Genomic DNA, 26,288 nt, shown 5'->3' with positions numbered 1-26,288 from the left:
TCCTCTGGCATCTCTGCCCACTCATTGAGCCCGTATCACACATACGCGCCGCGCAAATTCCCGGGCGGTCACGCCCGAGGGCCTGCGGTCGTTACTCTTGTTCCGCATCCGGCCCGGGCGCTGGTGCAGCGGGGGCAATATCGGTGATGATTTCAGCGGGCTTGCCGCCAAGCGCGACCACGATCTGGCCCGAACGCGCCCTGAGCGGGCCACTGGCATCCTGCTCGGTCGCAAGCTGGTTCAGGGCGGCAATCGCCTCGGGAATCTTGCCCTCTTCGATCAGCAGATAGGCCAGCTGCTCGGCTGCAAGCGCCCGGTAGGGGCGGCCTGCGACCGCAATCCCCCCAAGGGCGCTGCGCCGCTCTGCCAGTGGGGTGTCCGGCCCGGCCACAATCGCCCGGCGCAGGATCGCCAGATCGCGCCAGACGGGCGCAAGCGCGGTATCGGCAATCACCTGATCCAGCGCCGCCAGCGTCGCTACGCGGTCCTCGGCCGGGTCAGAGGCGGCGATCAACTCGCGGATCACCAGCTGCTGGCCCTGCGCCGGAACGGCGGCCAGCGCCTCACGCCGGGCCTCGGGCGAGCCGGTATCCATCGCCTCGATCAGCGCATCGCCGAAGTTCTGGGCGATTCCCGCATCCCGCGATTTGGCATATTGCGTCCAGGCCGTGCCCGCGACGATGCCGACGATCAGCACGCCACCCAGCCAGCCCCAACGGCGAAAAGCTTTGGTAAACCGCTCACGGCGGAGTTCTTCGGTGACTTCATCAATGAAGCTGGAGGAGTCGCTCAAGGTCCTGGGCCTTCCTGCCGTCAATACTGTCTTGCCCCGTCTTACAGGGATTCCGTCAATCTTGCCAAGTCCTGCCCTGCGCAGGGCGGCAAGCCTCGGCCAGGGCCTGCCCCGCCGCGAAAGCACAAAGGCCGGCCGGATATAAAAATTCCGGGGGCGCAGACGCGCCCCCGGAGTTTTCAATTCCCCTTGAAGTCAATCAGGCTAAGTCAGCCTCAGAAGCCAAAGACGATCGAGACGCCCAGCTTGTTGTCGGTGCGGATCGCACGGCTCTCGTTATACTCGGTCAGATAGCTGACGCGGGTCGACATTGCGTCAGAGATCTTGAAGTTCACACCAAAGTCGTTGTTGGCCCGCAGAGCAGTGTCCGATTTCAGAACGTCGGTGTCATTGGTCAGGAAGACATTGTCGTTGATCTTGTAGAAGAGGCGCGACGAAACGATCCCTGTTTCTTCGGTCACCGAGCTGTCATCGCCATACTGCAGATAGCTGATACCGATACCAGCCTGGACACGCCATGCCACGTCATCGGTGTTCACCACACGGTAGCCCGGACCAAAGCCAAGGAAAGCGTCGCGCTTCACGTTGTCGCGCAGCGTGTTGCCAGCGGCGATCTGATCAGCGCTCAGTTCATCAGCCTTGCCGTCCGACTGAACGCGGCCCAGGATGAAGCCATAGACCTTGTCGTTGAAGTAGTAGTTCGCGTCATAGATGGCGAACACGTCCTTCTTGGTCGAACGGTTGTTCGATTCTGCATAGTCAAGCACAGCGCCGATGGTCTGAACGAACGGGCCGGCAGCGTGACGGATGCGCAGGCCGATAGCCAGTTCCTGCGATTCATTGTTGCCGGTTTTACCCGAGAAGCCCAGCGAGGCCGAGCCCGAGAGGCCCTGGCGCTGATCGGGCGAACCGAAGCGGAACTCATCGCGAGCACGATTCATGTCACGGTTCGCGTCATACTGGAGATCCTCAATGCGATCTTCAACGGCTCTGATACCGGTAATTTCAGTTTGCGCGAAGAGCGGCGCAGCCAGCGACAGCGACAGAGCCGAAGCGGTAGCGAAGAGAGCAACCTTTTTCATCTTTACACCTTTCACAGTGACCCGCCGGGGCCGGAACATCCGGTCGGCTTGTGTGATACTGATCTGAGGCATTGCGGCCAGAAACGAAACATTTACGAAACTTGAGGCTGCCCCCGGAATTACTCACGGAACCAGATCTTGTGTCGTGAAAACCTGCCAATACCGGGGAAGCGACTCGAAATTATCCGTATGATTCCAACCAGATATGCTGAACGGCGTTCATGAACATTGTTCCTGGCCGTGCATTGCCAGGGCCTCGGAGGTGTCCGACAGCACCTGTTCCACCGCCAGGGCAAGTGTCTCCTGCGCAACAGTCCGCAACTCTGTTTGGATATCTTCGCGCCAGATCACCCAGGCTGGCAGGGTGAAAACCGGGGCACCGGCCACAAGATATAGCCGTTTCGCCTCAATCTCTCCCTTTGCATAGCGGGCGGGCAGATAGCCGGCACAGGGACGGGCAGCAATAAACGGCGCCGCCAATGCCCCCAAAGACAGCACAAGCAGCGCCTGATGCAGACCGGGCAAAGCCTCCTGGTGCTGGCGCATGAAGTCCTGGCCCCAATCGACCAAAACGTAACGCCCCGCCATATCTGCGAGATCAGCGCCCTCCCATGAGGCGACCATGACCAGCTGATCATCGAACAAAGGCGCATTGACCAGGCCGCTGCGGGTGGCGGGCGCATAGCTCAGCCCGATTTGCGCCTGGCCTGCGACCAGCATCATCGCCAGCGCCTCGCTGCGGGCCGCCTCTGCGCGCAAATGCAAATGCGGCAGACGCTGACGCAGATTGTCGATCCAGCTATAGCCAAAACCCGACCAAAGCGTCGGCGGTGCCACCAGCGCCAGCGAGGCCGCCCCGTCTTCGGCAAGCGCCACGCGCTGACGCGCCTCTTCCCAGTTGCGCATGATGGTATTGGCAAAGGTGCGAAACTCGCGCCCGGCCACGGTCAGCGCCACCCCATCCTTTGAGCGCAGAAAAAGCGGGCGGCCAAGCTGTTCCTCAAGCCGCTGGATCCGTAGTGAAACCGCGGATTGTGTCACAAAAAGCCGGTCTGAGGCCGCCGCGAATGAGCCGCTTTCGGCGACCTCGACAAAGCTTCTGATCAGCGCCAGTTCCATAACGACCACCTTTTATTCACTGTAATGCAAATGCTTACCCGCCTGCCCCCGCCGATACGAGGCCAGAGGCCCATTCCGGGGGCCGCAAATGCGAAAACCCGCCGCTTTCCTTCACGGAGGCGGCGGGTCAGGAAATATATCGGACTGAACGCGTGAAGACCTGTTCCGCAAAAGCCGGTCGGGGCCAGAACCAAATCTTAGCGATACCAAACCTCAGCGACACCAAACCTCAGCGACGGGTCTGACGCTTGCGGCTTTCGGCATGGACGCGGATCGGGACCAGCTGCTGGCGCAGACCACCGCGCGGCCCGCCCTGATCTTCGGCCATCATCATGATGCGAATGGCGAACTGGACGCCTGAAAAGAGAATGCCAAAGAACACCACCAGCATCGCAACCGCGACGGCGCCCATGGCCCCAGCCCCGATGATCAGCCCGCCCACCGAGGCGACATTGCTCATCAGCAAAAGCGCGACAAAGCCTGCCGAAAGCGCGAAGCCAATCGCCACGGATTGGATGTAGAGTTTCACAAGCTTTGGCATGAGTCGTCTCTCCTGTCCTGTGAGGAAAAGCTAGGCACGCGCCGCGCGGATGTGAAGCCCCTGTGACAAAGCAAATGAGATAATCAGCGCATTTTACATATTTTGACGGTGGAAATGCCCTTTCCGCCTGAAATGCAGGTTAAAACAGGCGCTTCCGCGCCTGTAACCGGGCCTCGGCCCCCTGGAGCGCGCTCAGATCTCGATACGGGTAAAGCCGTCGCGCAGCGCGTTGGACCAGGCCTCGCTCATGGCGCGGAACCCTTCATCCCCGGCCTCGATGCGCCTTGTGCTGGTGACGCGCAGCGCGTCTTTCTCGATCACCACCAGATCCAGCGGCATGCCCACCGAAAGGTTCGAGCGCAGGGTCGAATCCATTGAAACCAGCACCGCCCGCTTGCCCTCGGCAATGGTGGTTTCGGGGCGCACGACGCGGTCGAGAATCGGCTTGCCGTATTTATGCTCGCCGATCTGCAGGAAGGGGGTGTCGTCGGTGGCCTCGATATAATTGCCTTCGGGATAGATCAGGAACATGCGCATGCCGCCGCCCTTCCTCTGCCCCGCCACGATCATCGAGGCCGAGGCCCCCTGCGCCATCGACAGTTTCTCGCCGATCTCGCGGCGCACGGCGGCCAGGGTGTTTCCGACCAGATCCGCCACTTTCAGCATGGTCGGCGCCAGCATGATCGAGGTTTCCGGCGTGGCGTTTTCCTCATCCATCGCCTCATGCAGGCGGGCGATGGTGGTCTGGGTGACCGAAAGCGAGCCCGCGGTCATGATGGTGATCACCCGCTCACCCGGTTTTTCAAAGGTGAACATCTTGCGGTAGGTCGAGATATTGTCGAGCCCCGCATTGGTGCGGGTATCAGACAGACATACCATGCCCTGATTAAGCAACAGGCCGACGCAATAGGTCATTTCTCACCGGAAAAAGTCTTCACCACCGGGACATTACTGATCCGCCGAAAGGACCGCAACCGATACATCCATAAACTCGTCTCCGGCAGTGCCGCCGCGTGCCACGCCCCGGATCGGGGCTGCGTCACGCGCATCAAAGCCCGAGGCCAGCCGGATATAACGCGCATCCGGGCAGCATTCATTGGCCGGATCAAAGCCGATCCAGCCCAGGCCATCGACGAAAATCTCGGCCCAGGCATGGGCGGCCTCGGCTGCAGAATCGGGTGCGGCTCCGCTGGAATCGGCGAAAAGATAGCCCGAGACATAACGGGCCGGCAGGCCGCGCAACCGTGCCAGCGCGATCAGCGCATGGGCGTGGTCCTGGCAGACCCCCTCGCCCAGGGCCAGCGCCTCAGAGGCCGAGGTATGGGCATGCGTCACCCCCGGCTGATAGCGGATCGCCCCCGAGACCGCCGCCGACAGACCATGCGCCAGCGAAAGCTGCCCGCCCGCATCAGAGACCGTCTCGGCCAGCGCCTCAAGCGCCGCCGAGCCCGCCGTCATCGCGGTTTCGCGCTTATAGGCGCAGGGGTTGATCACCTCGCGGTGGCCCTTCAGCATGCCGGCAAGATCAGCGGTCTCGACCTCACCCTGCACGCGAACCGTGACCCGGGTTGCGGGCCCCGCGATACGCCAGCCCTGGATGCGGTCACCCGCCCCATCGGTAAACTCGGCCCCCAAAAGGCCAGGCGTTTCGCCCCCCTCTTCTCCGGTCTGCCCGGCGGTCACGCTGACCTGCCAGGAGATCACCTTTTGCCCCTGAAAGACCGAGGGCGTCAGGCGATGGCTTTGCACCAGGCCGCGAACCGGGCGCTCGTAATCATAGCGGGTGATGTGATCAACGATCAGACGCATCAGCTGACCTCTCCGCCAAGATAGACCTCATGGATGACCGAGCCGAGACCCGCAACCGAGCCGATAAAGCGCGACAGATATTCATGCAGCCCCTCATCGAAGATGCGCTCGACGGTCTCGGTCTCCAGTTCAGTCATCATCTCGCGCACCAGCGTTTGCGCGGCATTTTCCTTGCCATAGGTCTTGGCCAGCCGCGCCAGATGGTTTTCAGCCCCGGCGATGCAGGTGATCAGCGCACGCGGGCTTTGCCGGTTCAGGATCAGGAAATCGGCGATCTTTCCGGCGGTGATCTCGCCACCATATGCCCAGTGGAAAGCGCGCTGCGCCCCCATGGCCCGCAAAAGCGTTGACCACTGGTAATTGTCGAGGCCAGAGCCCACGAAATCCAGACGCGGCAGCAGCACGTAATATTTCACGTCCAAAAGCCGGGCGGTATTGTCGGCACGCTCCAGATAATAGCCCAGGTTCAGGAAGTTATAGCCATCGTCGCGCAAAAGCGTGGCGTCAATCGCACCGCGAACCAGCGCCGATTGCCGCGTCACCCATTCGGTCAGCGTCGACTGATCCAGGCTGGATCTCTCTTGCCGCTCCAGCTGGCGCAGCTCCTGAAAGGCGCCGTTCAGCGCGTCCCAGACCTGAGCGGTCATCGCGGTGCGCACGATCCGCGCATTCTCCCGCGCCGAGGTCAGGCAACTGGCCACAGATGAGGGGTTGTCGCGGTCGAAAAACAGCCAGCTTTCCAGGTTGCGCTGCACCGGGTCGCCATATTTGGCGGTAAAGCCCTCGGCCATGCCGCTGGCCTGCAAAAGACTGTCCCATTCGCTGCGATAACCATGTTCCGAGGGGATCAGCGAGATCCGGCTGCCCACATCCAGCAGCCGTGCGACGGTATCGGCACGCTCCATATAGCGGGCGATCCAGTAAAGATTATTGGCGGTTCTTGAAAGCATATCCGGTTACTCCGCCAAAACCCAGGTGTCCTTGACGCCCCCGCCCTGCGACGAGTTCACGACAAGACTGCCCTCACGCAAAGCGACCCGCGTCAGACCGCCTTTGACCAGCTCGATCCGCTCGCCCACCAGACAATAGGGGCGCAGATCGACATGGCGCGGCGCGACGCCCTCATCCACGAAGGTCGGCACGGTCGAAAGCGCCAGCGTCGGCTGCGCGATGTAATTCGAGGGGTTCGCCACCAGCTGGGCGCGGAAGGCCTCGATCTCGGCCTTGCTGGCCTTGGGGCCAACCAGCATGCCATAGCCGCCCGAGCCATGCACCTCTTTGACGACCAGCTCACCCAGGTTGTCGAGCACATATTTCAGATCGTCACGCTCGGCGCATTTCCAGGTGGGCACGTTTTTCAGGATCGGCTCTTCACCCAGATAGAAACGTATCATTTCAGGCACATAGGTGTAGATTGCCTTGTCATCGGCAACGCCCGCGCCCGGCGCGGAACAGATCGAAACGCCGCCAGAGCGGTAGACATCCATCAGCCCCGGCACGCCCAGCATGGAATCCGGCCGGAAGCACAAAGGATCCAGGAAGGCGTCATCAATCCGGCGGTAGATCACATCGACGCGCTTCGGGCCCTCGGTCGTGCGGGCATAGACGAATTCGCCATCGACAAAGAGGTCCTGGCCCTCGACCAGCTCGACCCCCATCAGATCGGCCAGGAACGAGTGTTCATAATAGGCCGAGTTGAAATGACCCGGCGTCAGGATCACAACCTTCGGCTCGCCTTTGCATTTCACGGGCGCGACAGAGGCCAGCGTGCGGCGCAGAATTTCCGCATAGGAATCAATCGGCTGGATGCGGTTCTCGCGGAAAAGACCGGGGAACATCCGCATCATGATCTCGCGGTTTTCCAGCATATAGGAGACGCCCGAAGGCGTGCGGCAATTGTCCTCCAGCACGAAGAAATCCTCCGGCCCGGTGCGCACCAGATCAATGCCGACGATATGGGAATAGACGCCTTTGGGCGGCACGAACCCGACGACCGCCTTCTCATAGGCCTCATTCTGATAGACCAGATTGGCGGGGATGCGGCCCGCACGAATGATCTCGCCGCGTCCGTAGACATCGACCAGAAACATATTCAGCGCCTTGGCGCGTTGTTTGACGCCGCGATCCAGCCGCGCCCATTCGGCGGCCGAGAAGACGCGCGGGAACATATCGAAAGGGATCAGCCGATCCGGATCGCCGCCCTCACCATAAACCGCGAAGGTGATGCCGATGCGGCGAAACAGTGCCTCGGCCTCGGCCTGTTTCAGGCTTCGTAACTCTTTGGGCATGGTTGCCAGCCATTCTTCGAGCCTTGCATAGGGGATGCGGGTGCCCCCACCCGATCCGTTCATCTCGTCGAAGAATACGCCCATATCTGGCTCCACTCGCTTAATGGCACTTTCAGTCAATCGCGCAGATGCGGCAGCGTAAAGACCTCATCCGGCTATCCACTGGTTGCGTCATGTGCACCTGCACATTTTTTAAGCAACACCAGAGCAAACGCCAAATGCAGGCTGCGGTTCCACGGTCAATCCCCCTTCTGCCCCCCCTCCTGACGGGGGCAGACATGCAGAACTGTTGCCGCGAAGATCAGGAATAACCAGAGCAAAATTCCGATCACCGGCCAAAAGCCGCGATCAAAGCGCCGGGGCCAGGCCAAAGCCCGGGGCCAGGCGGAAAAGCGGTGCTCTATGGTCAGATCGGGGCTGTAAAGATCACGCTATCTCCAGCCCCAGGGATTGCGCCAACCCTTGCAGCCCGCCCCCCCTCACGCCTAGATGGTGGGTAAGGCCCTTACTCAGGGGCAAAACAGCACAGGTAGTCCGATGATCCGCAGCCCTTTCACCTTCAGCCCCCCCCTTCCGGTTTTCGATGCAAATGCGTCTGGAAAGGGCTTTGGCGATCTGCCGGAATGGGATCTGCGCGATCTCTACCCCGCCCCCGACGCCCCGGAATTCACCCGCGATACAGAGTGGCTGTCAAAGGCCTGCGCCGATTTTGCCGCGAAATATGAAGGCAAGCTGGCCACGCTGGATGCGGCGGGCCTTCTGAAATGCGTGCAGGATTATGAGGCGATCGACGTGACCGCCGGGCGGCTGATGTCCTATGCGGGGCTGCGCTATTACCAGAACACCATGGACTCGGAGCGCGCCAAATTCATGGCCGACGCCCAGGATGCGGTGACGGTCGCGACCACATCGCTGGTCTTTTTCAGCCTTGAGTTCAATCGCCTCGATGACGCGCATCTGACCGCACTGCTGAATGCCAATGAGGATCTCGCCCGCTATAAGCCGGTCTTTGACCGTATGCGCGCCATGCGCCCGCATCAGCTGTCGGATGAGATGGAGAAATTCCTGCATGATCAGTCTGTTGTCGGCGCATCTGCCTGGAACAAACTGTTTGATGAGACCACCGCAGGCCTGATGTTCACCGTGGCAGGCGAAGAGGAAGAGCTGAACCTTGAGGCGACGCTGAACCTTCTGACCGACCCGAACCGCGCCCGGCGCGAAGCTGCGGCCCATGCCCTGGCCGAGGTCTTTGACAAAAACGTCAAGCTTTTCGCGCGGATCACCAATACGCTGGCGAAGGAAAAGGAAATCGAGGATCGCTGGCGCAAGATGCCGACGCCCCAGTCCGGGCGGCACCTCTCGAACCATGTCGAGCCAGAGGTGGTCGAGGCGCTTCGTAACGCCGTCGTCGCCGCCTATCCGAAGCTGTCGCATCGCTATTACGCGCTGAAGGCGAAATGGCTGGGTCTGGATCGGCTGCAGGTCTGGGACCGCAACGCCCCCCTGCCCGCCGAGGATCCCAAACTGATCGACTGGGCCACCGCCGAGCGTCAGGTGACCGAGGCCTACGCTGCCTTTGACCCGCGCATGGCCGAACTGGCGCAGCCCTTCTTCAAAAAGGGCTGGATTGATGCGGGGGTGAAGCCGGGCAAGGCGCCGGGCGCCTTCGCGCATCCGACGGTCACCACCGTCCACCCCTATGTGATGCTGAACTACCTGGGCAAACCGCGCGACGTGATGACGCTGGCGCATGAGCTGGGCCATGGCGTCCACCAGGTGCTGGCGGCGGGCCAGGGCGAGCTTTTGTCCTCAACCCCGCTGACGCTGGCGGAAACCGCATCCGTCTTTGGCGAGATGCTGACCTTCCGCAAGCTGCTGGATGAGGCCAAAACCCCGGCCGAGCGCAAGGTGCTGCTGGCGGGCAAGGTCGAGGATATGATCAACACGGTCGTCCGCCAGATCGCGTTTTACGATTTCGAGTGCAAGCTGCACGCCGCCCGCGCCGGGGGCGAGCTGACGCCCGACGACATCAACGCGCTGTGGATGTCTGTGCAGGCCGAAAGCCTTGGCCCGGTCTTTGACTTCATGGATGGCTATCAGACCTTCTGGGCCTATATCCCGCATTTCATCCACTCGCCCTTCTATGTCTACGCCTATGCCTTTGGCGACGGATTGGTGAACGCGCTTTATGCCGCCTATGCCGATGGGCTGCCGGGCTTCCAGGACAAGTATTTCGAGATGCTGAAAGCGGGCGGATCGAAGCACCACAAAGAGCTGCTGGCCCCCTTTGGCCTTGACGCCTCGGACCCGAAATTCTGGGACAAGGGCCTGTCGATGATCGCAGGCTTCATCGACGAGCTGGAAGCGATGGAGTGATTAAAAGCCCCCGGATCGCGTGATCCGGGGGCTTTTCCATGCTTTGGCCCGGCAAATCTTAACGATTTACGGACGACCATCCAGCCGCTACGCTTCCTGGCGGGGCGTCAGGAGATTTATCATGAGAATGAGTGATGTCAGGTCGGTCGCGCACAGTGTTGCGGACTCTATCGTAGGCGGGATGAGCTTTCTCACAACATTTTACGATTTGAACGTCTATAAAGATGCCGCGCAATCCCAGGACGGCGTGCTGACCATCGACTTTTTGAACGGCAAGGTGGTTCAGGGCACCCCTTCCGCTTATTTGTCATCAGCAATGCCGCATATTATCGAGGCGTTTGACCGTCTGAGCCGGGCAAAAGGGTTCGGAAGGAGCGATTGGCGGACTGTGATGGCCGAGTTCCATGCAGACCCGGTTATGCCAGGATTTACGCTGATCATCGAGGACAGCTCGGGCAAAGTTGCGAAAACCGACTATGAAGGGGTTCCCGCGCGCCGCGCGCTTGAGATTGATCCCCTTGGCAGGGTCAGGCGCAAGGCAACCTACCACAGCTGACCGCGCGGCGAGCGCCTGTTTTCTGCCCGAAAACGGGCGCTCTCGCTTTAGGTTTCGTTGCGCCGAAGATGCCGGATTGCGTGCCACATCAGCCCGCTGCCATAGCCCAGCGAGAACAAGAGCAGCGTCACCCAGGGGTAGGTGATCACCAGTGCCACCGCCGCCACCGCGCCCACCAGCGCATAGGGCGCCGCGCTGGCCGGGATCCGCACCCGCTTCAGACTGGGGGTCGGCACGCGTGAGATCATCAGCGCCCCGACCGCGACCATCCAGAAGGTCACCACCGCCTCTGGCAGGCGGAAGCCGGTCACATGCGCCAGATAGATCGGCGTCAGCACCAGCATCGCGCCCGCCGGTGAAGGCACGCCGATAAAGCCGGTTTTCTCTTTCGGGCTTGCTTCCCGATTGCCGACATTGAACCGCGCCAGCCGCAGCATGCAGCATACCGCATAGACCAGCACCGCGATCCAGCCCATCGAGGCCTCAGCCCTGAGCCCCCAGAAATACAGCACCAGCGCCGGGACCACGCCGAAATTCACGAAATCGCAAAGACTGTCCAGTTCGGCCCCGATCGCGCTTTCTGATCGCAGCATTCGCGCCAGACGCCCGTCAAGCCCGTCCAGAAACGCCGCCAGCGCAATCAACAGCACCGCGATATTCACATTGCCCGCAAAGGCAAAGCGGATCGCGGTCAGCCCGGCACAAAGCGCCAGGATCGAGACCAGATTGGGCAAAAGCCGCAAAACCAGAAGGCCGCGCTCGGGCGTGTCAGGATCAGGCGTGTCAGGATCCGGTATCGGGCGCGTGACCTGCGCTGCGCCCTCAGCTGTGTTCGCTGCATCCGGACCGGCCGGAACGGGGCTCTGGTCGGGCAGGCTCATTCACTCGATCCTGGCGTGGCGCGCTGGCGCATCCGTTCCGATCAGCGCAAGAACCGTCTCACCTGCAACTGCGGTCTGGCCAACGGCAACCTGCGGCTCGACGCCCGGCGGCAGATAGACATCCAGCCGCGAGCCGAAACGGATCAGGCCGAACCGCTCGCCCGTGCGCAGCATGTCGCCCGGCTTCGTCCAGCAAACGATACGGCGCGCCACGAGGCCTGCAATCTGCACAACCGCGATATGGCGGCCATCTTCCAGCTGGATCGCCAGCGAGTTGCGCTCGTTATCGTCCGAGGCCTTGTCCATCGAGGCGTTCAGGAATTTTCCCGGCCGATAGGCCAGCGCCGTCACCTTACCCGAGATCGGCGTGCGGTTCACATGGCAGTTGAACACCGACATGAAAACCGAGACCCGGGTCAGCGCCTCATTGCCCAGACCCAGCTCGACCGGGGGGACGGCAGGGGTGATCATCGAGACGATGCCGTCAGCCGGGCTGACCAGCAGCCCCTTGTTTTCCGGCACCGCGCGTTTGGGGTCGCGGAAGAAGTAATAGCACCAGATCGTCAGGGCAAGACCCAGCCAGCCCAGCGGTTCCCAGATGAAAAAGAGAACCAGGGTGATCAGCGCAAAAATCGCGACAAAGGGGATCCCCTCACGATGCATCGGCTTTACGAAGGTGTCGATCATTCGCATGGGCATTTACCTCTCTGACAGCTTTCGCCTGTTGTAACCGCTCTGTCAGGCAGCGGCAATCTGTCCGCGACCGATCTGGGCCAAACCGATCTGGGCCAAACCGATCTGGGCCAAACCGATCTGGGTCAAACCGATCTGGGTCAAGCCGATCTGGGCCAGAGGGAAATCAAAGGCGTCAGAGAGGCGCACCCCCTTACGCCGATTGGGTCTGGTGGCTGGCATCAGGCGGGGCATCAGGCCAGGCAACCGCGCGACGATAGAGATGCCAGCTGGCATGCCCCAGCACCGGCAGCACCACAAACAGGCCCAGAAAACCCGGCAGCATCGCCAGAAACAGCAGCGCCGCAATAAACGCACCCCATGCCAGCATCAGCAGCATATTTTCGCGCACCAGCGAAAGGCTGGTCAGCATCGCCGTCACATAATCAATGTCACGTTCCAGCAGCATCGGCAGGCTGACCACCGTCAGTGAAAACAAAAGCGCCGCAATCAGCGCCCCGCTGAGCGTGCCGAACACCAACAGCCCAAGCCCCGCAGGCGTCATGAAAACGGCCAGCGATTGTGAGACATTGGTCATCGTCACATTGCCCATGAACAGCGCAAAAGTCATATGCGCAAAGAAGTTCCAAAACAGGAAATAGAACACAATCAGCGCCGCCATTGACGGAATTTGCCCGTCCTTTTGCGCAAAGATCGCCCCCAGAACTGTAGCCCGGTCAAGCGGCGCGCCCCGCTCAAGTCGGCGGCTGACCTCATACAGGCCGCAGGCAATAAAGGGCCCAAGAATTGGAAATCCTGCCGCGGCAGGCAACGTCCACCAAAGCTGCCCCTGCGCGGTCAGAGCCCAGAAAACCAGCCAGCCGCCCAGAACATAGATCAGCGCGAAGAAGATCCCCCAGATCGGAGCCGCACAAAAATCGCGCCAGCCCATCGCCAATGCAAAGCGAAAATCACCTGCATCAAGCCGCATGATTTCCGGCTTTGCACCGGCCAGCCGACCAGAGACCACCCCCGTCTGAGCCCCACGGCGGCCCCCGGAACCGGGGCGCGTGTCGCAGTCATTGTCTGGCTTACGATCGGGGAAGGCTGTCATTGTCTGCTCTGGGTCTGCTCTGGCATGGTCCTGCGCCAAAGCTAAGGCCATGAAATAATTTCACAAAGATGTAATTCCCGCATCAGTTTCAGTGACAGGTGCCGCAGCACCTGTGCCTTCGGTTTATGGCGGTAAATGTTTAAGACAATGCTTCATTTTCTGCGTTTTTCCGTAATTGTTCCGCTACGGAGCACAATAATTCCACAAATTTGATCCCCCGATGCCCGCCCCAGAGCATAGGTTTGCCGTCATTTTGCGATGATATGACCGGGGCGGGCGATAATGTCTGCCCTCTGGATCATCCGCAGCAGGCGTTATGAAATTATTACGAATTTTGTGATTTCAAACGAGAAGATGACGGCTTTTCCCGAACGTAAATGATATGTGGATGTGACAAATGTTTAATTTCAAAGCTCTTCTTCTTGCTGCGCCACTGGCATTGCTGGCTGCTCCTGCCATCGCCCAAGACGGCACAGCCGGACGCACCTCGCTTTATTTCGGCCTTGGCGGTGCCAAATCCGCCAGTGAGTTCAGAGATGACAGCACCCCCCTTTCGATCGGGATCATGCATCAGCTGGCGGGCCGCAAACTGGTTCTCGGCGCAGATATCGGGCGCGAGGGAACTTTGCTCGATTCGACCTGGGGCCGCGATCAAGCGGTGAAACAGGCGACCTCCTACAATCTGCTGATCGGCGCGAATGTCATTGAAAACAGCCGTTTCCGGACCGATGCCGCATTGCTGGTCGGCGTTCGTGAAGACACCAGCGATTGTGCCGCATCTTATCTCGGCTACCAATGCTGGGCCAATACCGAGCCGGATACCGAATATAAAGGCAATTTCGGCGCGGTGGTGAATGTGTCATTCAACAAAATGTCGCTGGGCGTCCGTGCAACCGGGGAAAGCACCCAGGTCATCGCGGGCTTCCGGTTCTGATCTGCCCCCACAGGCCAGGCGCATAGCCCTGCATCCGAGCAATCGGGTGCAGGATACGGCCCGTTTGCGGGAAAATACCGGCTGCGACCCGGCCCTGCCAGCCTCTTTTAGCCCTGCCAGAGCAAGCGCTGCGGCCTCCGCAGCCGGTCAATCACAAGTCGCTCAACCTCTGTCAGTGACAGGTCTACCCGTCAAACCCGGGGATCATGCGCGCAAACGTCCTGCCGCAGCCCGCCTTATAATGCACGATCCACCCAATCACAGGCACGGCGATTTCCACATCGATTTGAAAACGGCCGTCAGTCTCGTGCTTATACGACCCGACTCCTGGCAGCAGGGCTTTGGACAGCGACAGCCCCCAAAGTGACCAGCGGCGCGGTATCAGCTGCAGCCGCGCCCCCCCTCCACCCGGCATAAAAGGCCTGGGCGGCGCGGGGGGCACGGCGGCAGATCAGCAACTCAAGCCCGGCCATATCCTGCATGAGACGGGCCAGCCTGCCGCCAAAGAGGCCATAGTCGCCCAGCAAAAGGATCTTCATCGCCTGCTGCGCCGCCTTGCGATGCAATAATGTGCAGACCGCCACCCGCCCTGGTGGCCAGAGGACAGACCGTCAGGATGGAATGACGCTTGACTGACTGCGCGGAACCGAAGCATATACGGCACATCGCGGTGCCTGCCGCATGGGTCTTTTTCCGGTCGCCTGCTGATAGCGGGGTTCTGGCTGGGCGTGACCAGAGTGCTGACAGGCGGATGCGACACAGCTCTGCGATCTGGCCAAATACGCCAGGTCCTGCCAGGCAGATGCTGGATGATGCGGGTGTGGCGGAATGGTAGACGCGACAGACTCAAACTCTGTTTCCGCAAGGAGTGTCGGTTCGAGTCCGACCACCCGTACCACCTTCCCCTATCAGTCATGATCCGTCAGCCTGGGTGCAATCCGCAGAACCCTGACAGCCTGGGCACCTGACAAGACACCTGCCGCCATCGCTTCTGTCCGGCCATAGCGCAAATCTGGCGGCCCGGTCAGCGCCTGCCCACCCTGGGGATTCGGCTTTGCGACAGGCTATATTCTGCGCCGGGATGCGGGGGGTGGCCGGCGTTTTCCTGCCAGAACCGCCGCCCGCCACGCCGCAGCCATAGCGGCAAGGTCAAAATCAGCCCCGCGACAAAGCCGCCGGCATGGGCCAGATAGGCGACGCCGTCGCCCGGAACAGCCACGCCCGAAAAGATCTGAATCGCAAACCACAGCCCCAGCACAAGCCAGGCCGGCAGCGTGAACACCCGAAAGAAGATCACCACGATCAGCAGCACATCCACCTGCGCGCGCGGATAAAGCAGCAGATATCCCCCCATCACCCCGGCAATCGCACCAGAGGCCCCGACCATCGGCACCGCAGAACCGGGATCGGGCAAGGCCTGGCCAATCGCCGCCGCAGCCCCTGCCAGAAGATAGAACAGCAAAAAGCCCGCATGCCCCATCTCGCTTTCCAGGTTGTCGCCAAAGATCCACAGGAACAGCATATTCCCGGCAAGATGCATCCAGCCCGCATGGATGAACATATGGCTGATCCAGGTCGCAGCGCTGTCAAACGCCCACATATCGGCCGGAATTACGCCCCAGGTGTAATAGAACCGCGCCAGCCAAAGCTCTGACGCGGCTGGATAATAGGCCAGAAACGTCACCACATTCACCGCAATCAGCGCGAAGGTGACAAAGGGGACGCGCCCCGAGGGATTGTGGTCACGAATTGGAAACATGCGCGACCCTGGCCCGGGTCGCGCCTTTGGTCAATAGCCCCTGCCCTCAGGCATCCGCAACCTCGGCCAGCAGCCTGGCATTGCCGCCAGAGGCCGTGGTGTCGATGCAGACATGGCGCTCATGCATGATATGCGCCTGGTCGGGGCTGCCGGTGATCAGCGGCAGGATCGGCCCCTTGCGGCTGGCCAAAGCGCGGGTCAGGGCACGGGCGCCGGGCTCGTCGCCCCAGTAAAGCACACCGCCAAAGCCCTGCAGCCGCACCAGCGCCTCGGGGGTAAGGCCATCGGCCTCAACCGCCGCACCGCCAAGCGCGCGCACCGCATTGACCTGGGCCGCCAGCGCCGCAGCCCCCGGGCCGAGGCACAAAAGCGGCTCGCGTGGGAACTGGCCCAGGCGGTTCGATTCGCCGGTGGGGCCTGGCAGCTCGCGCGGCTCGGGCGCGGCGGGCAGCGTGGCAGAGGCCAGGGCCGCCGCCACCGCCGCCTCATCCGCGATGGCGTTGCCGGGCTGGCCTGAGACCTGGGCCGCCTGCCGGGTGAAGCGCGGCAGATACTGCGGCCCGCCCGCTTTTGGCCCGGTGCCCGAAAGCCCCTCGCCGCCGAAGGGCTGGCTGCCGACCACCGCGCCGATCTGATTGCGGTTCACATAGATATTGCCCGCATGAACACGCTCGACAAAGTGCTGCACGCGGTCATCGATCCGGGTGTGCAGGCCGAAGGTCAGCCCATAGCCGGTTTGGTTTATCTGATTGATAACGATGTCAATCTCGCCGGATTTAAATGTCACCACATGCAGGACGGGGCCGAAAATCTCACGCTCCATCGCGGCGATACCGTCAACGCGGATCACGGCGGGGGGCGCGAAAGTGCCGATCTCGGGCACCGCCCGCTCTTTCAGCAGCCGCCCCTCGGTGCGGGCTTTCGCAATATGCGCGTTGATGGTGGCCAGGGCCTCGGCGTCGATCACCGGGCCAACATCGGTGCGCAGCAATGCCGGATCGCCGATCGCCAGCTCATCCATCGCGCCTTCCAGCATCTCGATGATGCCGGGCGCGATATCCTCCTGCACGTAAAGGCAGCGCAGGGCCGAGCAGCGCTGCCCCGCCGACTGGAAGGACGAGGCGACGATATCGCGCACCGCCTGTTCGGGCAGCGCGGTCGAATCGACAACCATCGCGTTCATGCCGCCCGTCTCGGCGATCAGCGGCGCGCCGGGGGCCAGGTTTTCCGCCATAGCGCGGCGGATGATCAGCGCAACCTCGGTCGAGCCGGTGAAGGCCACCCCATCGACACGCGGGTCTGAGGTCAGAGCCGCCCCGATATCGCCCTCGCCCGGCAAAAGCTGCAGCGCCGTCAGCGGCACCCCCGCCTGGTGCATCAGAGCGACCGCAAGATCGGCGATCATCGGCGTCTGCTCGGCCGGTTTGGCCAGCACGGCATTGCCAGCCGCCAGCGCGGCCGCAATCTGGCCAGAGAAGATCGCCAGCGGGAAATTCCACGGGCTGATACAGGTAAAGCGGCCACGGGCGGGCGCGGTCAGCCCCTCGGCCTCATTGGCGTAATAGCGCAGGAAATCAACAGCTTCGCGCAGCTCGGCGACGGCGTCGGGCAGGTTCTTCCCGGCCTCACGGATCAGGATCGCAAAGATCTGGCCGAAATTCGCCTCATAGGCGTCGGCGACGCGGCGCAGGGTCGCAGCCCGGATGCTGGCGCTCGCCGCCCATGGCGTGGCCAGGCTGAGCGCGGTGTCGACATCTGCGGCGCTGGCGGTCGTCACCTGACCGACGCTTTCGCCGGTTGCCGGATTGATCACATCCTGGCGCGGACCGCCCGTAAACGGCCCGGCAAGGCTGGGCGTGACGCTGAAACGCTGCGTCATAAAGGGCGCCATGGCGGCATTGATCCGATCGAGATCCGCATGCGAGGTCAGGTCGAAACCCGCCGAATTGACACGACCCGGGAAGATCTGCGGCCCCGGCGGCACCGAGGGATTTTCCAGCGGCGAGACTCGCTCCATATAGGTCAGCGGGCAGGACGCGACCTCTTCAGGCGAGACCTCTTCATTGACGATCTGGTTCACGAAGGACGAATTCGCGCCGTTTTCCAGCAAGCGGCGCACCAGATAGGCCAGCAGATCCCGATGCGCCCCGACAGGCGCATAGATCCGGCAGCGGGTGTTTTTATCTGTATGAACAATGTCATGCAGACGCTCGCCCATGCCATGCAGGCGCTGGAACTCATATTGATCGGGGCGAATGCCAGCCTGTTCGGCCATATCCAGCACCGCCGCCACCGTATGCGCATTATGGCCCGCGAACTGCGGGTAAATGCGGTCGGTCATCGCCAGCAGCTTTTGCGCATTGGCGATATAAGAGACATCGGTTGCCTGTTTGCGGGTGAAAACCGGGAAGCTTTCAAGCCCCAGCACCTGGGCGCGCTTGATCTCATAATCCCAATAGGCCCCCTTCACGAGGCGCACCATGATCCGGCGGTTCAGCCGGGTCGCCAGGTCATAAAGCACATCCAGCGCCGCCCCGCAGCGCCGCCCGTAGGCCTGGACCACCACACCGAAACCATCCCAGCCCGCCAGCGAGGGATCTTCCAGCGTGGCCGCAATCACCTTCAGCGACAGATCCAGCCGATCCGCCTCTTCCGCATCAACATTCAGGCCGATCCCGGCCGCCTTTGCCAGCCCCGACAGTGCCCGCAGCCGGGGCACCAGTTCCTCCATCACGCGCGCTTCATGGGCCACTTCATAGCGCGGATGTATGGCGGAAAGCTTAACGGAAACGCCGGGATTGGTGCCGACATCGCGCGATTTCGCGGCTTTGGCGATCGCGGTGATCGCGCGGGTATAGGCCAGGTGATAGCTGCGGGCGTCGGCCTCAGTGCGGGCCCCCTCGCCCAGCATATCATAGGAATAGGTATAGCCTTTGGCCTCAAGCTCTTCGGCGCGTTTCATCGCCTTTTCAATGGTTTCACCCAGAACGAACTGGCGGCCCATCTCTTTCATCGCCCGCGTCGTCGCGCTTCGGATCACCGGCTCGCCCAGCCGCCGGATCGCACCGCGCAGGCTGCCTGCAATACCGGGCCCGCGCTCGTCCAGCACCTTGCCCGTCAGCATCAGGGCCCAGGTCGAGGCGTTCACCAGGCTTGAGGCCGAGTGCCCCAGATGTTTGCCCCAGTCAGAGGGGGCGATCTTATCCTCGATCAGCGCATCCATCGTCGGCGCATCCGGCACCCGCAAAAGCGCCTCGGCCAGACACATCAGCGCGATGCCCTCATCGGTCGACAGACCGTATTCGGCGAGGAAAACCTCCATCAGGCCGGGCTTTGCGCCCGAGCGGATGCGCCGCACCAGATCGGCCCCGGCGGCGGCGATCCGGTCGCGGGCGGTCTGATCCAACCCGCTTTGGGCGATCAGCGCCCTGACCAACTCACCCTCAGGTGCAAGCGAAGCATCACGGACCAGATCAGACGGATTTTTCATGCAGACCTCCTGCGTTTTGGCTATAATACACCCAAAGCCGGGGCCATTCTTCCCGATCTTTTGAAATTATACAGCCAATATGACCATAAATCAGAGATAATTCATGCCACAATCATTGCCGGACCTGGACCGTTTCGATCATGCGATTCTGCGGATCCTGGCCACCGAGGGCCGCATTGCCGCGGTCGAGCTGGCCCGCTGTGTCGGCCTGTCAAAAAGTCCCGTCCAGGCGCGGATGAAGCGGCTGGAAGAGGCGGGGGTGATCGCGGGCTATCGCGCGATCCTTGATCCGGTGAAAATGGGGCTGTCGCATGTGGCCTTTGTCGAGGTGCGGCTGGATGACACCCGCGAGGCGGCGCTGCAGGCCTTCAACCGCGCCGTGCTGACCGTGCCCGAGGTCGAGCAATGCCATATGATCGCCAGCCGTTTCGACTATCTGCTGAAGGTGCGCACCACCGATATTTCCGACTATCGCCGCGTGCTGGCCGAGCGCATCTCTGCCCTGCCCCATGTGGCGCAGACCTCGACCTATGTCGCGATGGAGGCGGTGAAAGAGGCGCTTTAGCGCCCCTTTCCTGCCCCTTGGGTTCTCTTCTGGCTTCTGGCTCAGTCGATGCTCAGCATCGCTGAAACCGGGGCCAGCGCCACGCTGTCGGCGCGCCCCTCAACCGCCCATTCCAGCAAGGCGGCCACGGTATCGCCATGGGCCGCATGGCCAACCACCAGCACGCCGCCTTCCTGGACGGCCTTGAAGGCGGCGCGGTCAAGATAACGGCGGATCGCAGGCGCAGACTCGCCCTCGGCATCAAGCAGCCGGAACACCACCGCCGAAGGCACATCGCCACGTTTGGCCAGCTGGTCAGCCGCATTCAGCCCCACATTCCAGGTGATCAGGCCGCGCCCCTGGGCGTTGATTTCCGGCACGACCAGGCCCGAAAGCTGCCGGTCGGCCTGGAAGGTGCGGGCCGGAACATCCATGGCCGCCACCGCCTCTGGCAGGGCATGCGCCATCGCGTCAAAGCTGACGGCAATATCGCTGGCCGAGGCCCCTTTGGGCAAGGATCCCGCCAGCATCACCACCTCTTGCCCGGCGGCACGATAGATTTCCGAGATCGCGCCGGCATTGGCCAGCTGCGGATCAATCGCAAAGCTGACGGCAAAGGGCAGATCCGCCAGCGCCTGGCGATCCAGCGTGGCCGAGCCATCATCAATCAGGATCACGCTGAATTTCGGCCGCTCTGCAGGGTTGTCAAAAGCGCGGGCAAAGGCATGGCGCGGCTCTGCGCTTGTGGCAGACTCCTCTGCTGTCGCAACCTCCGCCGGGGCATCACCGATACGCGGCAGGCGGTTGGTCTCTACCCCATTGGCAGCAGAGGAGGCTGCCCCCGGCTGGGATGCCTCGCTGTCGAGCGTGATCATCCGCGCCTTGCCCGGATCGGCAGGCTGCGGTGTATCTTCGGCAGGAGCGGCTGCCGCCCCCTCTTCCACTTCGGCCTCTGCTTGGGCCTCTGCTTCGACCTCAGGGGCGACGGGCGCGTCAGCGCTATCCAGAGCAATGGCCTCATCGGGCAAATCGGAGGCTGTTGCATCCGTCTCTGGCGCAGGCTGCGTCGGCGCAGCCTCTGCCACGGGTGCAGCCTCGGGATCTGCGACGGGTACTGCGGCGGGTTCTGCTGCAGGCTCAGCCTCTGCAGTCTCTGGCGGTCCAGGCTCTGGCGGTGCAGGCTCTGCATCCTGCGCGGCACTGTCGGGTGCTGCGACATCTGCAACCGCAGACCGATCCGCCTCAGCCCTATCCGCCTCAGTCCCAGCGGGCGGGGTCTCGGGCGTCGCCTGCGCCAGCAATGTTTCTTCCTGATCCTGCTGCGCAACCCTGGCCCCTTCGGGGGTGTCGGCCAGGGGCTGAGGCTGCCCCTCTGGCTGACGCTGCGCCATCGCATTCGGCGGCAGCTGGTCAAGGATGACGAACTCATCGCCCGCCGACAGGATCGGCGCGTTTTCCGCAGGCTGGGCCTCTTCCAGCAGCGCATCAGCCGCCATCTGTGCCAGCAAAAGCTCTTCTTCTTCGGTCAGTGGCGGCGGCTCTGGCAGAAGGGTCACCAGCGCATCCTGTGCGCCCCCATTGCCAGGACCCTGCTCTGCCTCGGCCTGGGTCTCTGCAGAGGCCTCTGCCGGCGGCGTGATCGCGGCATCCGCCACTGATCCAGCGTCAGGGTCCAGATCCGGGGCCAGATCATGGTCCAGTTCCGGCAGGGCCTCTGGTGCCGCCATGCCCTGATTTGCCGCCATACCCTGCGGATCGGGCAAAGCATCTGGCGCAATATCGGGAGCCGCAGTCGCAGCCGGGGGAACAAGCCCGCCCTCCGAGGCGGCGACAGAGGGGGCAGCGGGCGCCTCAGGCTGCGCCCCGTTATTGGCCGAAAGAGCATCTGAGTTTGCGCCGGCGGCCGGAATATCATCAACGGGCCCAGAATTGACCGGACTGTTATTGGCCGGACTGTTATTGGCCGAACCGTTATTGGCAGGCGCAGGCAGGGCCGCAGCCTGATCCTCGCGGATCGACGCAGCTGTCCGTTGCTGGGGAAACGGGCCGGAAAACGAAACAGAGAGCAGCGCGAGGACTCCGGTCCCGACAAGACCGCCCAATCCCGCACCCAGAAGGAACCTGCCGACCAATTGTTTCTCCATGCCGCTCAATGCAATGTTACCCTCAACACCGGCAGGACAAGCCCCCCGCCAACACATACCAGCACCGCCCGCCCTGCCCCGATCAGGCGGGGCACATGCGGCAGATGCGTCCTTATAGCCCGCGACTTCCCGCGATTCACCCTCTTTTCCACGCCCGCCGCGCAATAGCGCCAGGATGGTCGGAAAAATGCCGGTAAGACGTGCCCAATCGACAACAACATGGGGTGCTATCGGGCTGGCAGCCTGGCGATCAGGGGCCGAAGAACGGTCGGGCGGGGCATGTCAATGTGTCAAACCCTCACCCGCGCCTTTGGCGGCGCGGTCATAAGCGGCCAGCTCCTGGCTTTGATCATTGTCCTTTGCGACGATCATTGGCCTTTGCGACGGGCCAACCAGGCTTCTGGCCCCGCCACCATCAGCAAAACTGCAGCGCCCACGATAAAGACCCAGTGGCCGGCAATGCTATAGACGAGAGCGCCCAGCACCCCGCCGGCTGCGAAACAGGTCAGCGTCAGTGCGTGAAGCTTAAGCTTCGGGACAGCTTCGCTTTTCGCAGCCTTATCCCCCAGCAGCGTTGCCAGCCCTATGCCAAGATCTGTCGCCATGCCCGAGACATGGGTCGTCCTGACACGCGCCTGAGAAATCATCGTTGTCACGGCGTTTTGCAGCCCCATGACAAAGCAAAGCGTGATGATCAGCATCTCATGCCCAGTGATGCGGCTGTCGAACAGATCGCTCATACCCAAGGCAAAGAGAAGCGCGGCTTCGAAAAGGATCGCGAGCGAGTAGACGGACCTTATCCCATACCGCTCCCCGGCCTGGATCCCGAAAGCAGCGAACGCGGCGCCGGCGACAAACGCGACGAAAAGCCCCAGAAATGACAAGGCCATCACCAGGTTGCCAGCGGCGAGTTCATCCGCCAGCGCGGAGACATTACCCGTCATATTTGCAGAAAACGCTCCGGCGATCAGGAAGCCAACCGCATTGATAGCCCCCGCAACGAAGGACATGATCCCGGCGAGGGCGAGATCTATTTTCCCTGTCCGTGCATTTCCGACCCGGATCAACATCCACCAGAACCCTGTGACCTCTATATCGCCCGGACGATAGCCCTGTGACATTGCTTCGGGAAGTCCCACCGTCCCCGATTACCGCCATTCGCGCCCATGACTGGACCGGCCCATTACGGCTGGAGGCCCTGGCGGCTGAAGGCTTTCGCCCATCGGGGATGTTCCGGCTGGCAGGGTGACCGCGTGAAAGCCCAAGGCAGATGAAAGGTAAAACGCCCGGCAGCGGGGATGCTTCGGGCGTTCTCTCGCAGGCGCACAACCCACTTTCGCAGACTATTAAAATGTTCCGCCGAACCGGTTAGCCTCTTTGCGAATCGCGAATCCTCTCCAGTGCCAGAACGGCATTACGCCCGTTCACCATCAGCTTATTCGCGGTATACCTCTTCGACGCGGTCCGCGGGGATCTGGCAGGTGATGTGCAGGGGCCTCAATGGTGACGATCTGCTGGTCTGTCGTATAGGCCTCACGGCTTTCGTAGCTGGTGACCTGATTGCGCAGCGGCACCGTAGCGGCACCGTATGGACCGAGGTGATGATCGGCATCTTGAAATGAATGCCAGGATCCGCTGTGCCCTGCACGGTCCCGAAAGACACGATCACGCCGCGCTCGCCCTCATCGACGGTATAGAAGCTGCCGAAAAGGCTGATGATTGCGACGATTGCGGCACTGACCACGCCGCCGATGGTGAATTCCGTTTTTCCTACGGTGATTTCCTTTCCTGGTGGGTTTCGTGAATGATCGGGCGATCTGGACCGCTCCGACGATGATGGTGATTGCGACGACAGCGCCGCCGATGATTGCGAGTGGTGTCATTCCTTCCCTCGTTCCGTTTTTTCCTGCGGCATAGGCAAAGATGCCTGGAAACCGATCCGTGTTTTCTGCGTTTCCCCGGTGTGCGAGTGACGGGGGCGGTTTTTGTGAGTGCCCGGCGCGATGGTCAAAGCCCTCATGACCAGGCGTCGATGTGATTGTTTACGAGTGTCAGCCAGACGCGCCGCTGTTTCATCGTCAGCAGGCGCGTTTGTGCGTTGGGTCATGGCCTGCCCTTGCCCTGGGGCTGGCCTGGATCTCCGCCCCAACTGACCACATGAAATCCGGCTCTTCCCCGCGCATCTGGCGCATCGTGACCCAGAGCCAGACCAGCAGATCCTCAATCGGGTTCAGCAGATCGGATCAGGAAACCCAAAGCCCCTGATCGGGCTCAATGAAGCCTGGGATGTTGAGCGACCACCTCCAGTTCGGAGCAAGGATGAAGGCCCTTCCCCATAAGGCAGCCATTCGCAACACCTTCCTTGGCCAAGCCCATATCGCGGGCACCGGCCCGGAAGGCAAAACCTGCCGCGAATGCGCCTTCTGGGAAATCGGGAAGGTGAAAGACCGCATCGCAACGCCCCCCCGGGGCACTATGCGCAGAGCAACAAGGCCGCCGCAGGGGCGGCTCAAGAAGGGCGGATGCCACAAGCTCAAGCACCGGAAAGCAAACCGGCGCTTCACCTGCAACGCACTCGCCTGCTGCTTGTTCGGGCAGCGCGACGAGCCGCCACCCGCAATCAAGCACACCCCGGAGGCCCCCAATGACCGCGCGTGATGGAGGGGCGGCCCCCGCCCGAAATAATCAACGCTCAGGGAACCAATCACACAACCTCACGTTGCTGATGAGATTTATGGAGAGTGACCGTGTTTCCCACAGCCTTTTTCCTTTGGTACCGCGGCCTCATCTCGCGCGACCAGGTGACAGCCACTATGGCGACAGACATTGTCGTGCTGCTTTTGCTCATCAGCATCGCCTGAAACCAGCGGCAGTTACGCCCTCCGCACGTACGGAGGCCGCCCATGATCACTGACACCGATACGCTGGTGGCGAGGTTCGTGACGCAGCCGCCTTGCCAGGCGCATAGCCTTGAGGCAGCCGACCGCATCAGGGCGCTGGAGCTTCTGCTTGCCCGCAACCTCGTGATGGATCGCGGCAGCGCGGAAGAAGGCGCGAACGCCCGTGGCGGAATTGGCCGGGTCATCGAACTGGTCGAGGAACATCGCGAGGTAAACCCGCTGCCCGTCTTGGCCTGGCGCCGTTTCCGCCCCGCCGCCGCGCAAGAGAAAGGGGGCGGATGATGGACATTCAGCCACTGCTTATCCGTGAAAAGGTTGCCGCGGCAATCATGGGTATCAGCCGCCCGACATTTCGCAAATGGATTGCGGCGGGCCGCCTGAATGAGGGCGTCATGATCGACGGTTCTCGGCTCTGGAAATGCGCCGACCTGAAAAATTCGCCGACTCTGTGGCGGGCTAACTGGTGGACCAGAGATTGAAATCGCCAATAACTCAATAAAATCAATGGTAGTTGGTGCGGACGACGGGGATCGAACCCGTAATTCCTTTCGGAAGGCAGATTTTCATCCCACTTCGACTTTCGCCGCCGCCCCGCACATGCCGGGCGTTCGTGGTCTGGACTGTCCCTTTGCCATGGCCGCGAAACACCGATCCGGCCTTCGTGGCTACAGGCACCGCCCGTCCAGTCTCTACACCTTCCCTGGCCTGGATCCTGCGATCACCGACCGGGGCTTGGCTCGGGATTGGCATCGAAGCGCCCGTTCAGGCCCTCCCTTAGCTTTCCCCGAATTTGAGCGGTTCTGCACCGCAGGTTTCCCCACGGGCACTCCAAATCGTCAAAGTCTGCTGCGTTTACCAGTTTCGCCACGTCCGCACACAGCACTGACATACATGGCTGAACGCGATTCGACAGCCCCACATTGACAGTGGCATCCGGCATCCCTTTATCTGTCACACCCGTTCAGGAGAGCGTCAGATGGCCGATTTCGAAATCCACCATGAAACCAGCAATGATCAGGGCCGCTTTGTGATCTGCAAAGATGGTGACGAGGCCGAGCTGACCTTCACCCGGCGCAGCCCCGGTGTCGTATCAGCCGACCATACCGGCGTCCCCGACAGTTTCCACGGAACAGGTGCCGGCAAGGCCCTGGTCGAAGCGCTGGTTAAAGATGCCCGCGAAAACGGCTATCGCATCGTGCCGCTTTGCACCTTTGTCGATGCCATGCGCCGCCGCCATCCCGAATGGGCCGACCAGTTCACCAGCTGACAGGCGTCTGACAGGCAGC

27 protein-coding genes, 1 tRNA gene and 1 pseudogene are annotated in these 26,288 nt (G+C 61.9%); 11 read left to right on the top strand and 18 right to left on the bottom strand.

The window, feature by feature from the left end; genetic code table 11:
• Positions 1-91 precede the first annotated feature (91 nt).
• From HOY34_RS08900 to HOY34_RS08865, 8 genes are all read right to left on the bottom strand, one after another.
• Positions 92-793, bottom strand: a complete 702-nt coding sequence (locus HOY34_RS08900; protein ID WP_172361944.1) for a hypothetical protein — start codon at positions 791-793, stop codon at positions 92-94.
• A gap of 215 nt (positions 794-1,008) precedes the next feature.
• Entirely contained in the window at positions 1,009-1,734 is a 726-nt protein-coding gene (locus tag HOY34_RS08895; protein WP_253944334.1) for a DUF481 domain-containing protein, read from the bottom strand.
• 360 nt (positions 1,735-2,094) lie between these two features.
• On the bottom strand, positions 2,095-2,994 hold the full coding sequence (locus HOY34_RS08890; RefSeq protein ID WP_172361941.1) for a LysR family transcriptional regulator: 900 nt from the start codon (positions 2,992-2,994) through the stop codon (positions 2,095-2,097).
• A gap of 229 nt (positions 2,995-3,223) precedes the next feature.
• Positions 3,224-3,535 (bottom strand): hypothetical protein, encoded by a 312-nt coding sequence (locus HOY34_RS08885; protein WP_172361939.1) that lies wholly within the window; start codon positions 3,533-3,535, stop codon positions 3,224-3,226.
• Positions 3,536-3,727: 192 nt separating this feature from the next.
• The gene (locus tag HOY34_RS08880; protein WP_172361938.1) at positions 3,728-4,450 is read right to left on the bottom strand and encodes a proteasome-type protease; all 723 of its coding nucleotides are present in this window, start codon (positions 4,448-4,450) and stop codon (positions 3,728-3,730) included.
• 33 nt (positions 4,451-4,483) lie between these two features.
• Complete coding sequence (locus HOY34_RS08875; protein WP_172361937.1) at positions 4,484-5,344, bottom strand: transglutaminase family protein; 861 nt, start codon at positions 5,342-5,344, stop codon at positions 4,484-4,486.
• A complete protein-coding gene (locus HOY34_RS08870; protein ID WP_172361935.1) occupies positions 5,344-6,294 on the bottom strand; it encodes an alpha-E domain-containing protein in 951 nt (316 codons plus the stop codon). Before HOY34_RS08870 ends, HOY34_RS08875 begins: the two co-directional genes overlap by 1 nt.
• Positions 6,295-6,300: 6 nt before the next feature.
• On the bottom strand, positions 6,301-7,716 hold the full coding sequence (locus HOY34_RS08865) for a circularly permuted type 2 ATP-grasp protein (RefSeq protein WP_172361933.1): 1,416 nt from the start codon (positions 7,714-7,716) through the stop codon (positions 6,301-6,303).
• Between the two features lie 453 nt (positions 7,717-8,169).
• Here HOY34_RS08865 and HOY34_RS08860 point away from each other — a divergent pair, with 453 nt between their 5' ends.
• Positions 8,170-10,008, top strand: a complete 1,839-nt coding sequence (locus HOY34_RS08860) for a M3 family oligoendopeptidase (RefSeq protein ID WP_172361931.1) — start codon at positions 8,170-8,172, stop codon at positions 10,006-10,008.
• 121 nt (positions 10,009-10,129) lie between these two features.
• Entirely contained in the window at positions 10,130-10,564 is a 435-nt protein-coding gene (locus tag HOY34_RS08855; protein ID WP_172361929.1) for a hypothetical protein, read from the top strand.
• Positions 10,565-10,611: 47 nt separating this feature from the next.
• Here the strand turns inward: HOY34_RS08855 and pssA are convergent, their stop codons facing one another.
• Together pssA and HOY34_RS08845 are read right to left on the bottom strand one after the other, a co-directional pair.
• The gene (gene pssA, locus HOY34_RS08850) at positions 10,612-11,445 is read right to left on the bottom strand and encodes a CDP-diacylglycerol--serine O-phosphatidyltransferase (RefSeq protein WP_172361928.1); all 834 of its coding nucleotides are present in this window, start codon (positions 11,443-11,445) and stop codon (positions 10,612-10,614) included.
• Positions 11,446-12,138 carry a phosphatidylserine decarboxylase gene (locus HOY34_RS08845; protein ID WP_436645180.1) on the bottom strand — a complete coding sequence of 231 codons (693 nt, stop codon included), beginning with the start codon at positions 12,136-12,138 and terminating at the stop codon, positions 11,446-11,448.
• Positions 12,139-12,180: 42 nt separating this feature from the next.
• Here HOY34_RS08845 and HOY34_RS22590 point away from each other — a divergent pair.
• Positions 12,181-12,246 (top strand): annotated as a pseudogene (locus HOY34_RS22590) (hypothetical protein); the annotation flags it as partial.
• Positions 12,247-12,331: 85 nt separating this feature from the next.
• Here the strand turns inward: HOY34_RS22590 and HOY34_RS08835 are convergent.
• The gene (locus tag HOY34_RS08835; RefSeq protein ID WP_253944342.1) at positions 12,332-13,108 is read right to left on the bottom strand and encodes a DUF2189 domain-containing protein; all 777 of its coding nucleotides are present in this window, start codon (positions 13,106-13,108) and stop codon (positions 12,332-12,334) included.
• A gap of 520 nt (positions 13,109-13,628) precedes the next feature.
• Here HOY34_RS08835 and HOY34_RS08830 point away from each other — a divergent pair.
• Complete coding sequence (locus HOY34_RS08830; RefSeq protein ID WP_172361921.1) at positions 13,629-14,165, top strand: hypothetical protein; 537 nt, start codon at positions 13,629-13,631, stop codon at positions 14,163-14,165.
• A gap of 184 nt (positions 14,166-14,349) precedes the next feature.
• On the opposite strand, the gene HOY34_RS22410 is transcribed toward HOY34_RS08830, so the two are convergent.
• The gene (locus HOY34_RS22410) at positions 14,350-14,580 is read right to left on the bottom strand and encodes a DUF4166 domain-containing protein (RefSeq protein ID WP_366926940.1); all 231 of its coding nucleotides are present in this window, start codon (positions 14,578-14,580) and stop codon (positions 14,350-14,352) included.
• A complete protein-coding gene (locus HOY34_RS22060; protein WP_253944332.1) occupies positions 14,477-14,704 on the bottom strand; it encodes a hypothetical protein in 228 nt (75 codons plus the stop codon). Before HOY34_RS22060 ends, HOY34_RS22410 begins: the two co-directional genes overlap by 104 nt.
• Before the next feature lie 275 nt (positions 14,705-14,979).
• Between HOY34_RS22060 and HOY34_RS08820 the strand changes: the two genes are divergently transcribed.
• Positions 14,980-15,063: transfer RNA gene (locus tag HOY34_RS08820), tRNA-Leu, on the top strand.
• Between the two features lie 126 nt (positions 15,064-15,189).
• Here HOY34_RS08820 and HOY34_RS08815 read toward each other — a convergent pair.
• The gene (locus HOY34_RS08815) at positions 15,190-15,924 is read right to left on the bottom strand and encodes a rhomboid family intramembrane serine protease (RefSeq protein ID WP_172361918.1); all 735 of its coding nucleotides are present in this window, start codon (positions 15,922-15,924) and stop codon (positions 15,190-15,192) included.
• A gap of 46 nt (positions 15,925-15,970) precedes the next feature.
• Positions 15,971-19,414 (bottom strand): bifunctional proline dehydrogenase/L-glutamate gamma-semialdehyde dehydrogenase PutA, encoded by a 3,444-nt coding sequence (gene putA, locus HOY34_RS08810; RefSeq protein ID WP_172361917.1) that lies wholly within the window; start codon positions 19,412-19,414, stop codon positions 15,971-15,973.
• A 103-nt stretch (positions 19,415-19,517) separates the two neighbouring features.
• On the opposite strand from putA, the gene HOY34_RS08805 reads away from it, so the two are divergent.
• Positions 19,518-19,979 (top strand): Lrp/AsnC family transcriptional regulator, encoded by a 462-nt coding sequence (locus tag HOY34_RS08805; RefSeq protein WP_172361915.1) that lies wholly within the window; start codon positions 19,518-19,520, stop codon positions 19,977-19,979.
• Between the two features lie 41 nt (positions 19,980-20,020).
• On the opposite strand, the gene HOY34_RS08800 is transcribed toward HOY34_RS08805, so the two are convergent.
• From HOY34_RS08800 to HOY34_RS22405, 3 genes are all read right to left on the bottom strand, one after another.
• Entirely contained in the window at positions 20,021-21,703 is a 1,683-nt protein-coding gene (locus HOY34_RS08800) for a divergent polysaccharide deacetylase family protein (protein ID WP_172361914.1), read from the bottom strand.
• Between the two features lie 767 nt (positions 21,704-22,470).
• Positions 22,471-23,223: a YoaK family protein gene (locus HOY34_RS08795; protein WP_253944331.1), complete on the bottom strand. Its 753-nt coding sequence runs from the start codon at positions 23,221-23,223 to the stop codon at positions 22,471-22,473.
• A 314-nt stretch (positions 23,224-23,537) separates the two neighbouring features.
• Positions 23,538-23,750 (bottom strand): SPFH domain-containing protein, encoded by a 213-nt coding sequence (locus HOY34_RS22405; protein WP_366926939.1) that lies wholly within the window; start codon positions 23,748-23,750, stop codon positions 23,538-23,540.
• On the opposite strand from HOY34_RS22405, the gene HOY34_RS22400 reads away from it, so the two are divergent.
• The 5 genes from HOY34_RS22400 (at position 23,691) to HOY34_RS08770 (ending at position 26,269) form a co-directional block, all read left to right on the top strand.
• Positions 23,691-23,906 (top strand): hypothetical protein, encoded by a 216-nt coding sequence (locus HOY34_RS22400; protein ID WP_366926941.1) that lies wholly within the window; start codon positions 23,691-23,693, stop codon positions 23,904-23,906. The genes HOY34_RS22405 and HOY34_RS22400 overlap by 60 nt on opposite strands.
• 482 nt (positions 23,907-24,388) lie before the next feature.
• The gene (locus tag HOY34_RS08785; RefSeq protein ID WP_172361912.1) at positions 24,389-24,760 is read left to right on the top strand and encodes a hypothetical protein; all 372 of its coding nucleotides are present in this window, start codon (positions 24,389-24,391) and stop codon (positions 24,758-24,760) included.
• A 245-nt stretch (positions 24,761-25,005) separates the two neighbouring features.
• Positions 25,006-25,284 (top strand): hypothetical protein, encoded by a 279-nt coding sequence (locus tag HOY34_RS08780; protein ID WP_172361910.1) that lies wholly within the window; start codon positions 25,006-25,008, stop codon positions 25,282-25,284.
• Positions 25,284-25,481 carry a MerR family transcriptional regulator gene (locus HOY34_RS08775; protein ID WP_216654692.1) on the top strand — a complete coding sequence of 66 codons (198 nt, stop codon included), beginning with the start codon at positions 25,284-25,286 and terminating at the stop codon, positions 25,479-25,481. Before HOY34_RS08780 ends, HOY34_RS08775 begins: the two co-directional genes overlap by 1 nt.
• 497 nt (positions 25,482-25,978) lie before the next feature.
• On the top strand, positions 25,979-26,269 hold the full coding sequence (locus HOY34_RS08770; RefSeq protein WP_172361906.1) for a GNAT family N-acetyltransferase: 291 nt from the start codon (positions 25,979-25,981) through the stop codon (positions 26,267-26,269).
• Positions 26,270-26,288: the final 19 nt, after the last annotated feature.

This window comes from Pseudogemmobacter hezensis, assembly GCF_013155295.1.
GTDB classification, from domain to species: Bacteria; Pseudomonadota; Alphaproteobacteria; order Rhodobacterales; family Rhodobacteraceae; genus Pseudogemmobacter; species Pseudogemmobacter hezensis.
Note: the sequence above shows the minus strand (reverse complement) of the source record. Positions and strands in the feature narration are given on the sequence as shown.

Coding starts and splice junctions, on each gene's coding strand:
- HOY34_RS08895 (WP_253944334.1), bottom strand. CDS start 1,734: ATGAATCGTGCTCGCGATGAGTTCCGCTTCGGTTCGCCCGATCAGCGC.
- HOY34_RS08890 (WP_172361941.1), bottom strand. CDS start 2,994: ATGGAACTGGCGCTGATCAGAAGCTTTGTCGAGGTCGCCGAAAGCGGC.
- HOY34_RS08885 (WP_172361939.1), bottom strand. CDS start 3,535: ATGCCAAAGCTTGTGAAACTCTACATCCAATCCGTGGCGATTGGCTTC.
- HOY34_RS08880 (WP_172361938.1), bottom strand. CDS start 4,450: ATGACCTATTGCGTCGGCCTGTTGCTTAATCAGGGCATGGTATGTCTG.
- HOY34_RS08875 (WP_172361937.1), bottom strand. CDS start 5,344: ATGCGTCTGATCGTTGATCACATCACCCGCTATGATTACGAGCGCCCG.
- HOY34_RS08870 (WP_172361935.1), bottom strand. CDS start 6,294: ATGCTTTCAAGAACCGCCAATAATCTTTACTGGATCGCCCGCTATATG.
- HOY34_RS08865 (WP_172361933.1), bottom strand. CDS start 7,716: ATGGGCGTATTCTTCGACGAGATGAACGGATCGGGTGGGGGCACCCGC.
- HOY34_RS08860 (WP_172361931.1), top strand. CDS start 8,170: ATGATCCGCAGCCCTTTCACCTTCAGCCCCCCCCTTCCGGTTTTCGAT.
- HOY34_RS08855 (WP_172361929.1), top strand. CDS start 10,130: ATGAGAATGAGTGATGTCAGGTCGGTCGCGCACAGTGTTGCGGACTCT.
- pssA (WP_172361928.1), bottom strand. CDS start 11,445: ATGAGCCTGCCCGACCAGAGCCCCGTTCCGGCCGGTCCGGATGCAGCG.
- HOY34_RS08845 (WP_436645180.1), bottom strand. CDS start 12,138: ATGCGAATGATCGACACCTTCGTAAAGCCGATGCATCGTGAGGGGATC.
- HOY34_RS08835 (WP_253944342.1), bottom strand. CDS start 13,108: ATGCGGCTTGATGCAGGTGATTTTCGCTTTGCATTGGCGATGGGCTGG.
- HOY34_RS08830 (WP_172361921.1), top strand. CDS start 13,629: ATGTTTAATTTCAAAGCTCTTCTTCTTGCTGCGCCACTGGCATTGCTG.
- HOY34_RS22410 (WP_366926940.1), bottom strand. CDS start 14,580: ATGCCGGGTGGAGGGGGGGCGCGGCTGCAGCTGATACCGCGCCGCTGG.
- HOY34_RS22060 (WP_253944332.1), bottom strand. CDS start 14,704: ATGAAGATCCTTTTGCTGGGCGACTATGGCCTCTTTGGCGGCAGGCTG.
- HOY34_RS08815 (WP_172361918.1), bottom strand. CDS start 15,924: ATGTTTCCAATTCGTGACCACAATCCCTCGGGGCGCGTCCCCTTTGTC.
- putA (WP_172361917.1), bottom strand. CDS start 19,414: ATGAAAAATCCGTCTGATCTGGTCCGTGATGCTTCGCTTGCACCTGAG.
- HOY34_RS08805 (WP_172361915.1), top strand. CDS start 19,518: ATGCCACAATCATTGCCGGACCTGGACCGTTTCGATCATGCGATTCTG.
- HOY34_RS08800 (WP_172361914.1), bottom strand. CDS start 21,703: ATGGCGGCAAATCAGGGCATGGCGGCACCAGAGGCCCTGCCGGAACTG.
- HOY34_RS08795 (WP_253944331.1), bottom strand. CDS start 23,223: ATGTCACAGGGCTATCGTCCGGGCGATATAGAGGTCACAGGGTTCTGG.
- HOY34_RS22400 (WP_366926941.1), top strand. CDS start 23,691: ATGGACCGAGGTGATGATCGGCATCTTGAAATGAATGCCAGGATCCGC.
- HOY34_RS08785 (WP_172361912.1), top strand. CDS start 24,389: ATGTTGAGCGACCACCTCCAGTTCGGAGCAAGGATGAAGGCCCTTCCC.
- HOY34_RS08780 (WP_172361910.1), top strand. CDS start 25,006: ATGATCACTGACACCGATACGCTGGTGGCGAGGTTCGTGACGCAGCCG.
- HOY34_RS08775 (WP_216654692.1), top strand. CDS start 25,284: ATGGACATTCAGCCACTGCTTATCCGTGAAAAGGTTGCCGCGGCAATC.
- HOY34_RS08770 (WP_172361906.1), top strand. CDS start 25,979: ATGGCCGATTTCGAAATCCACCATGAAACCAGCAATGATCAGGGCCGC.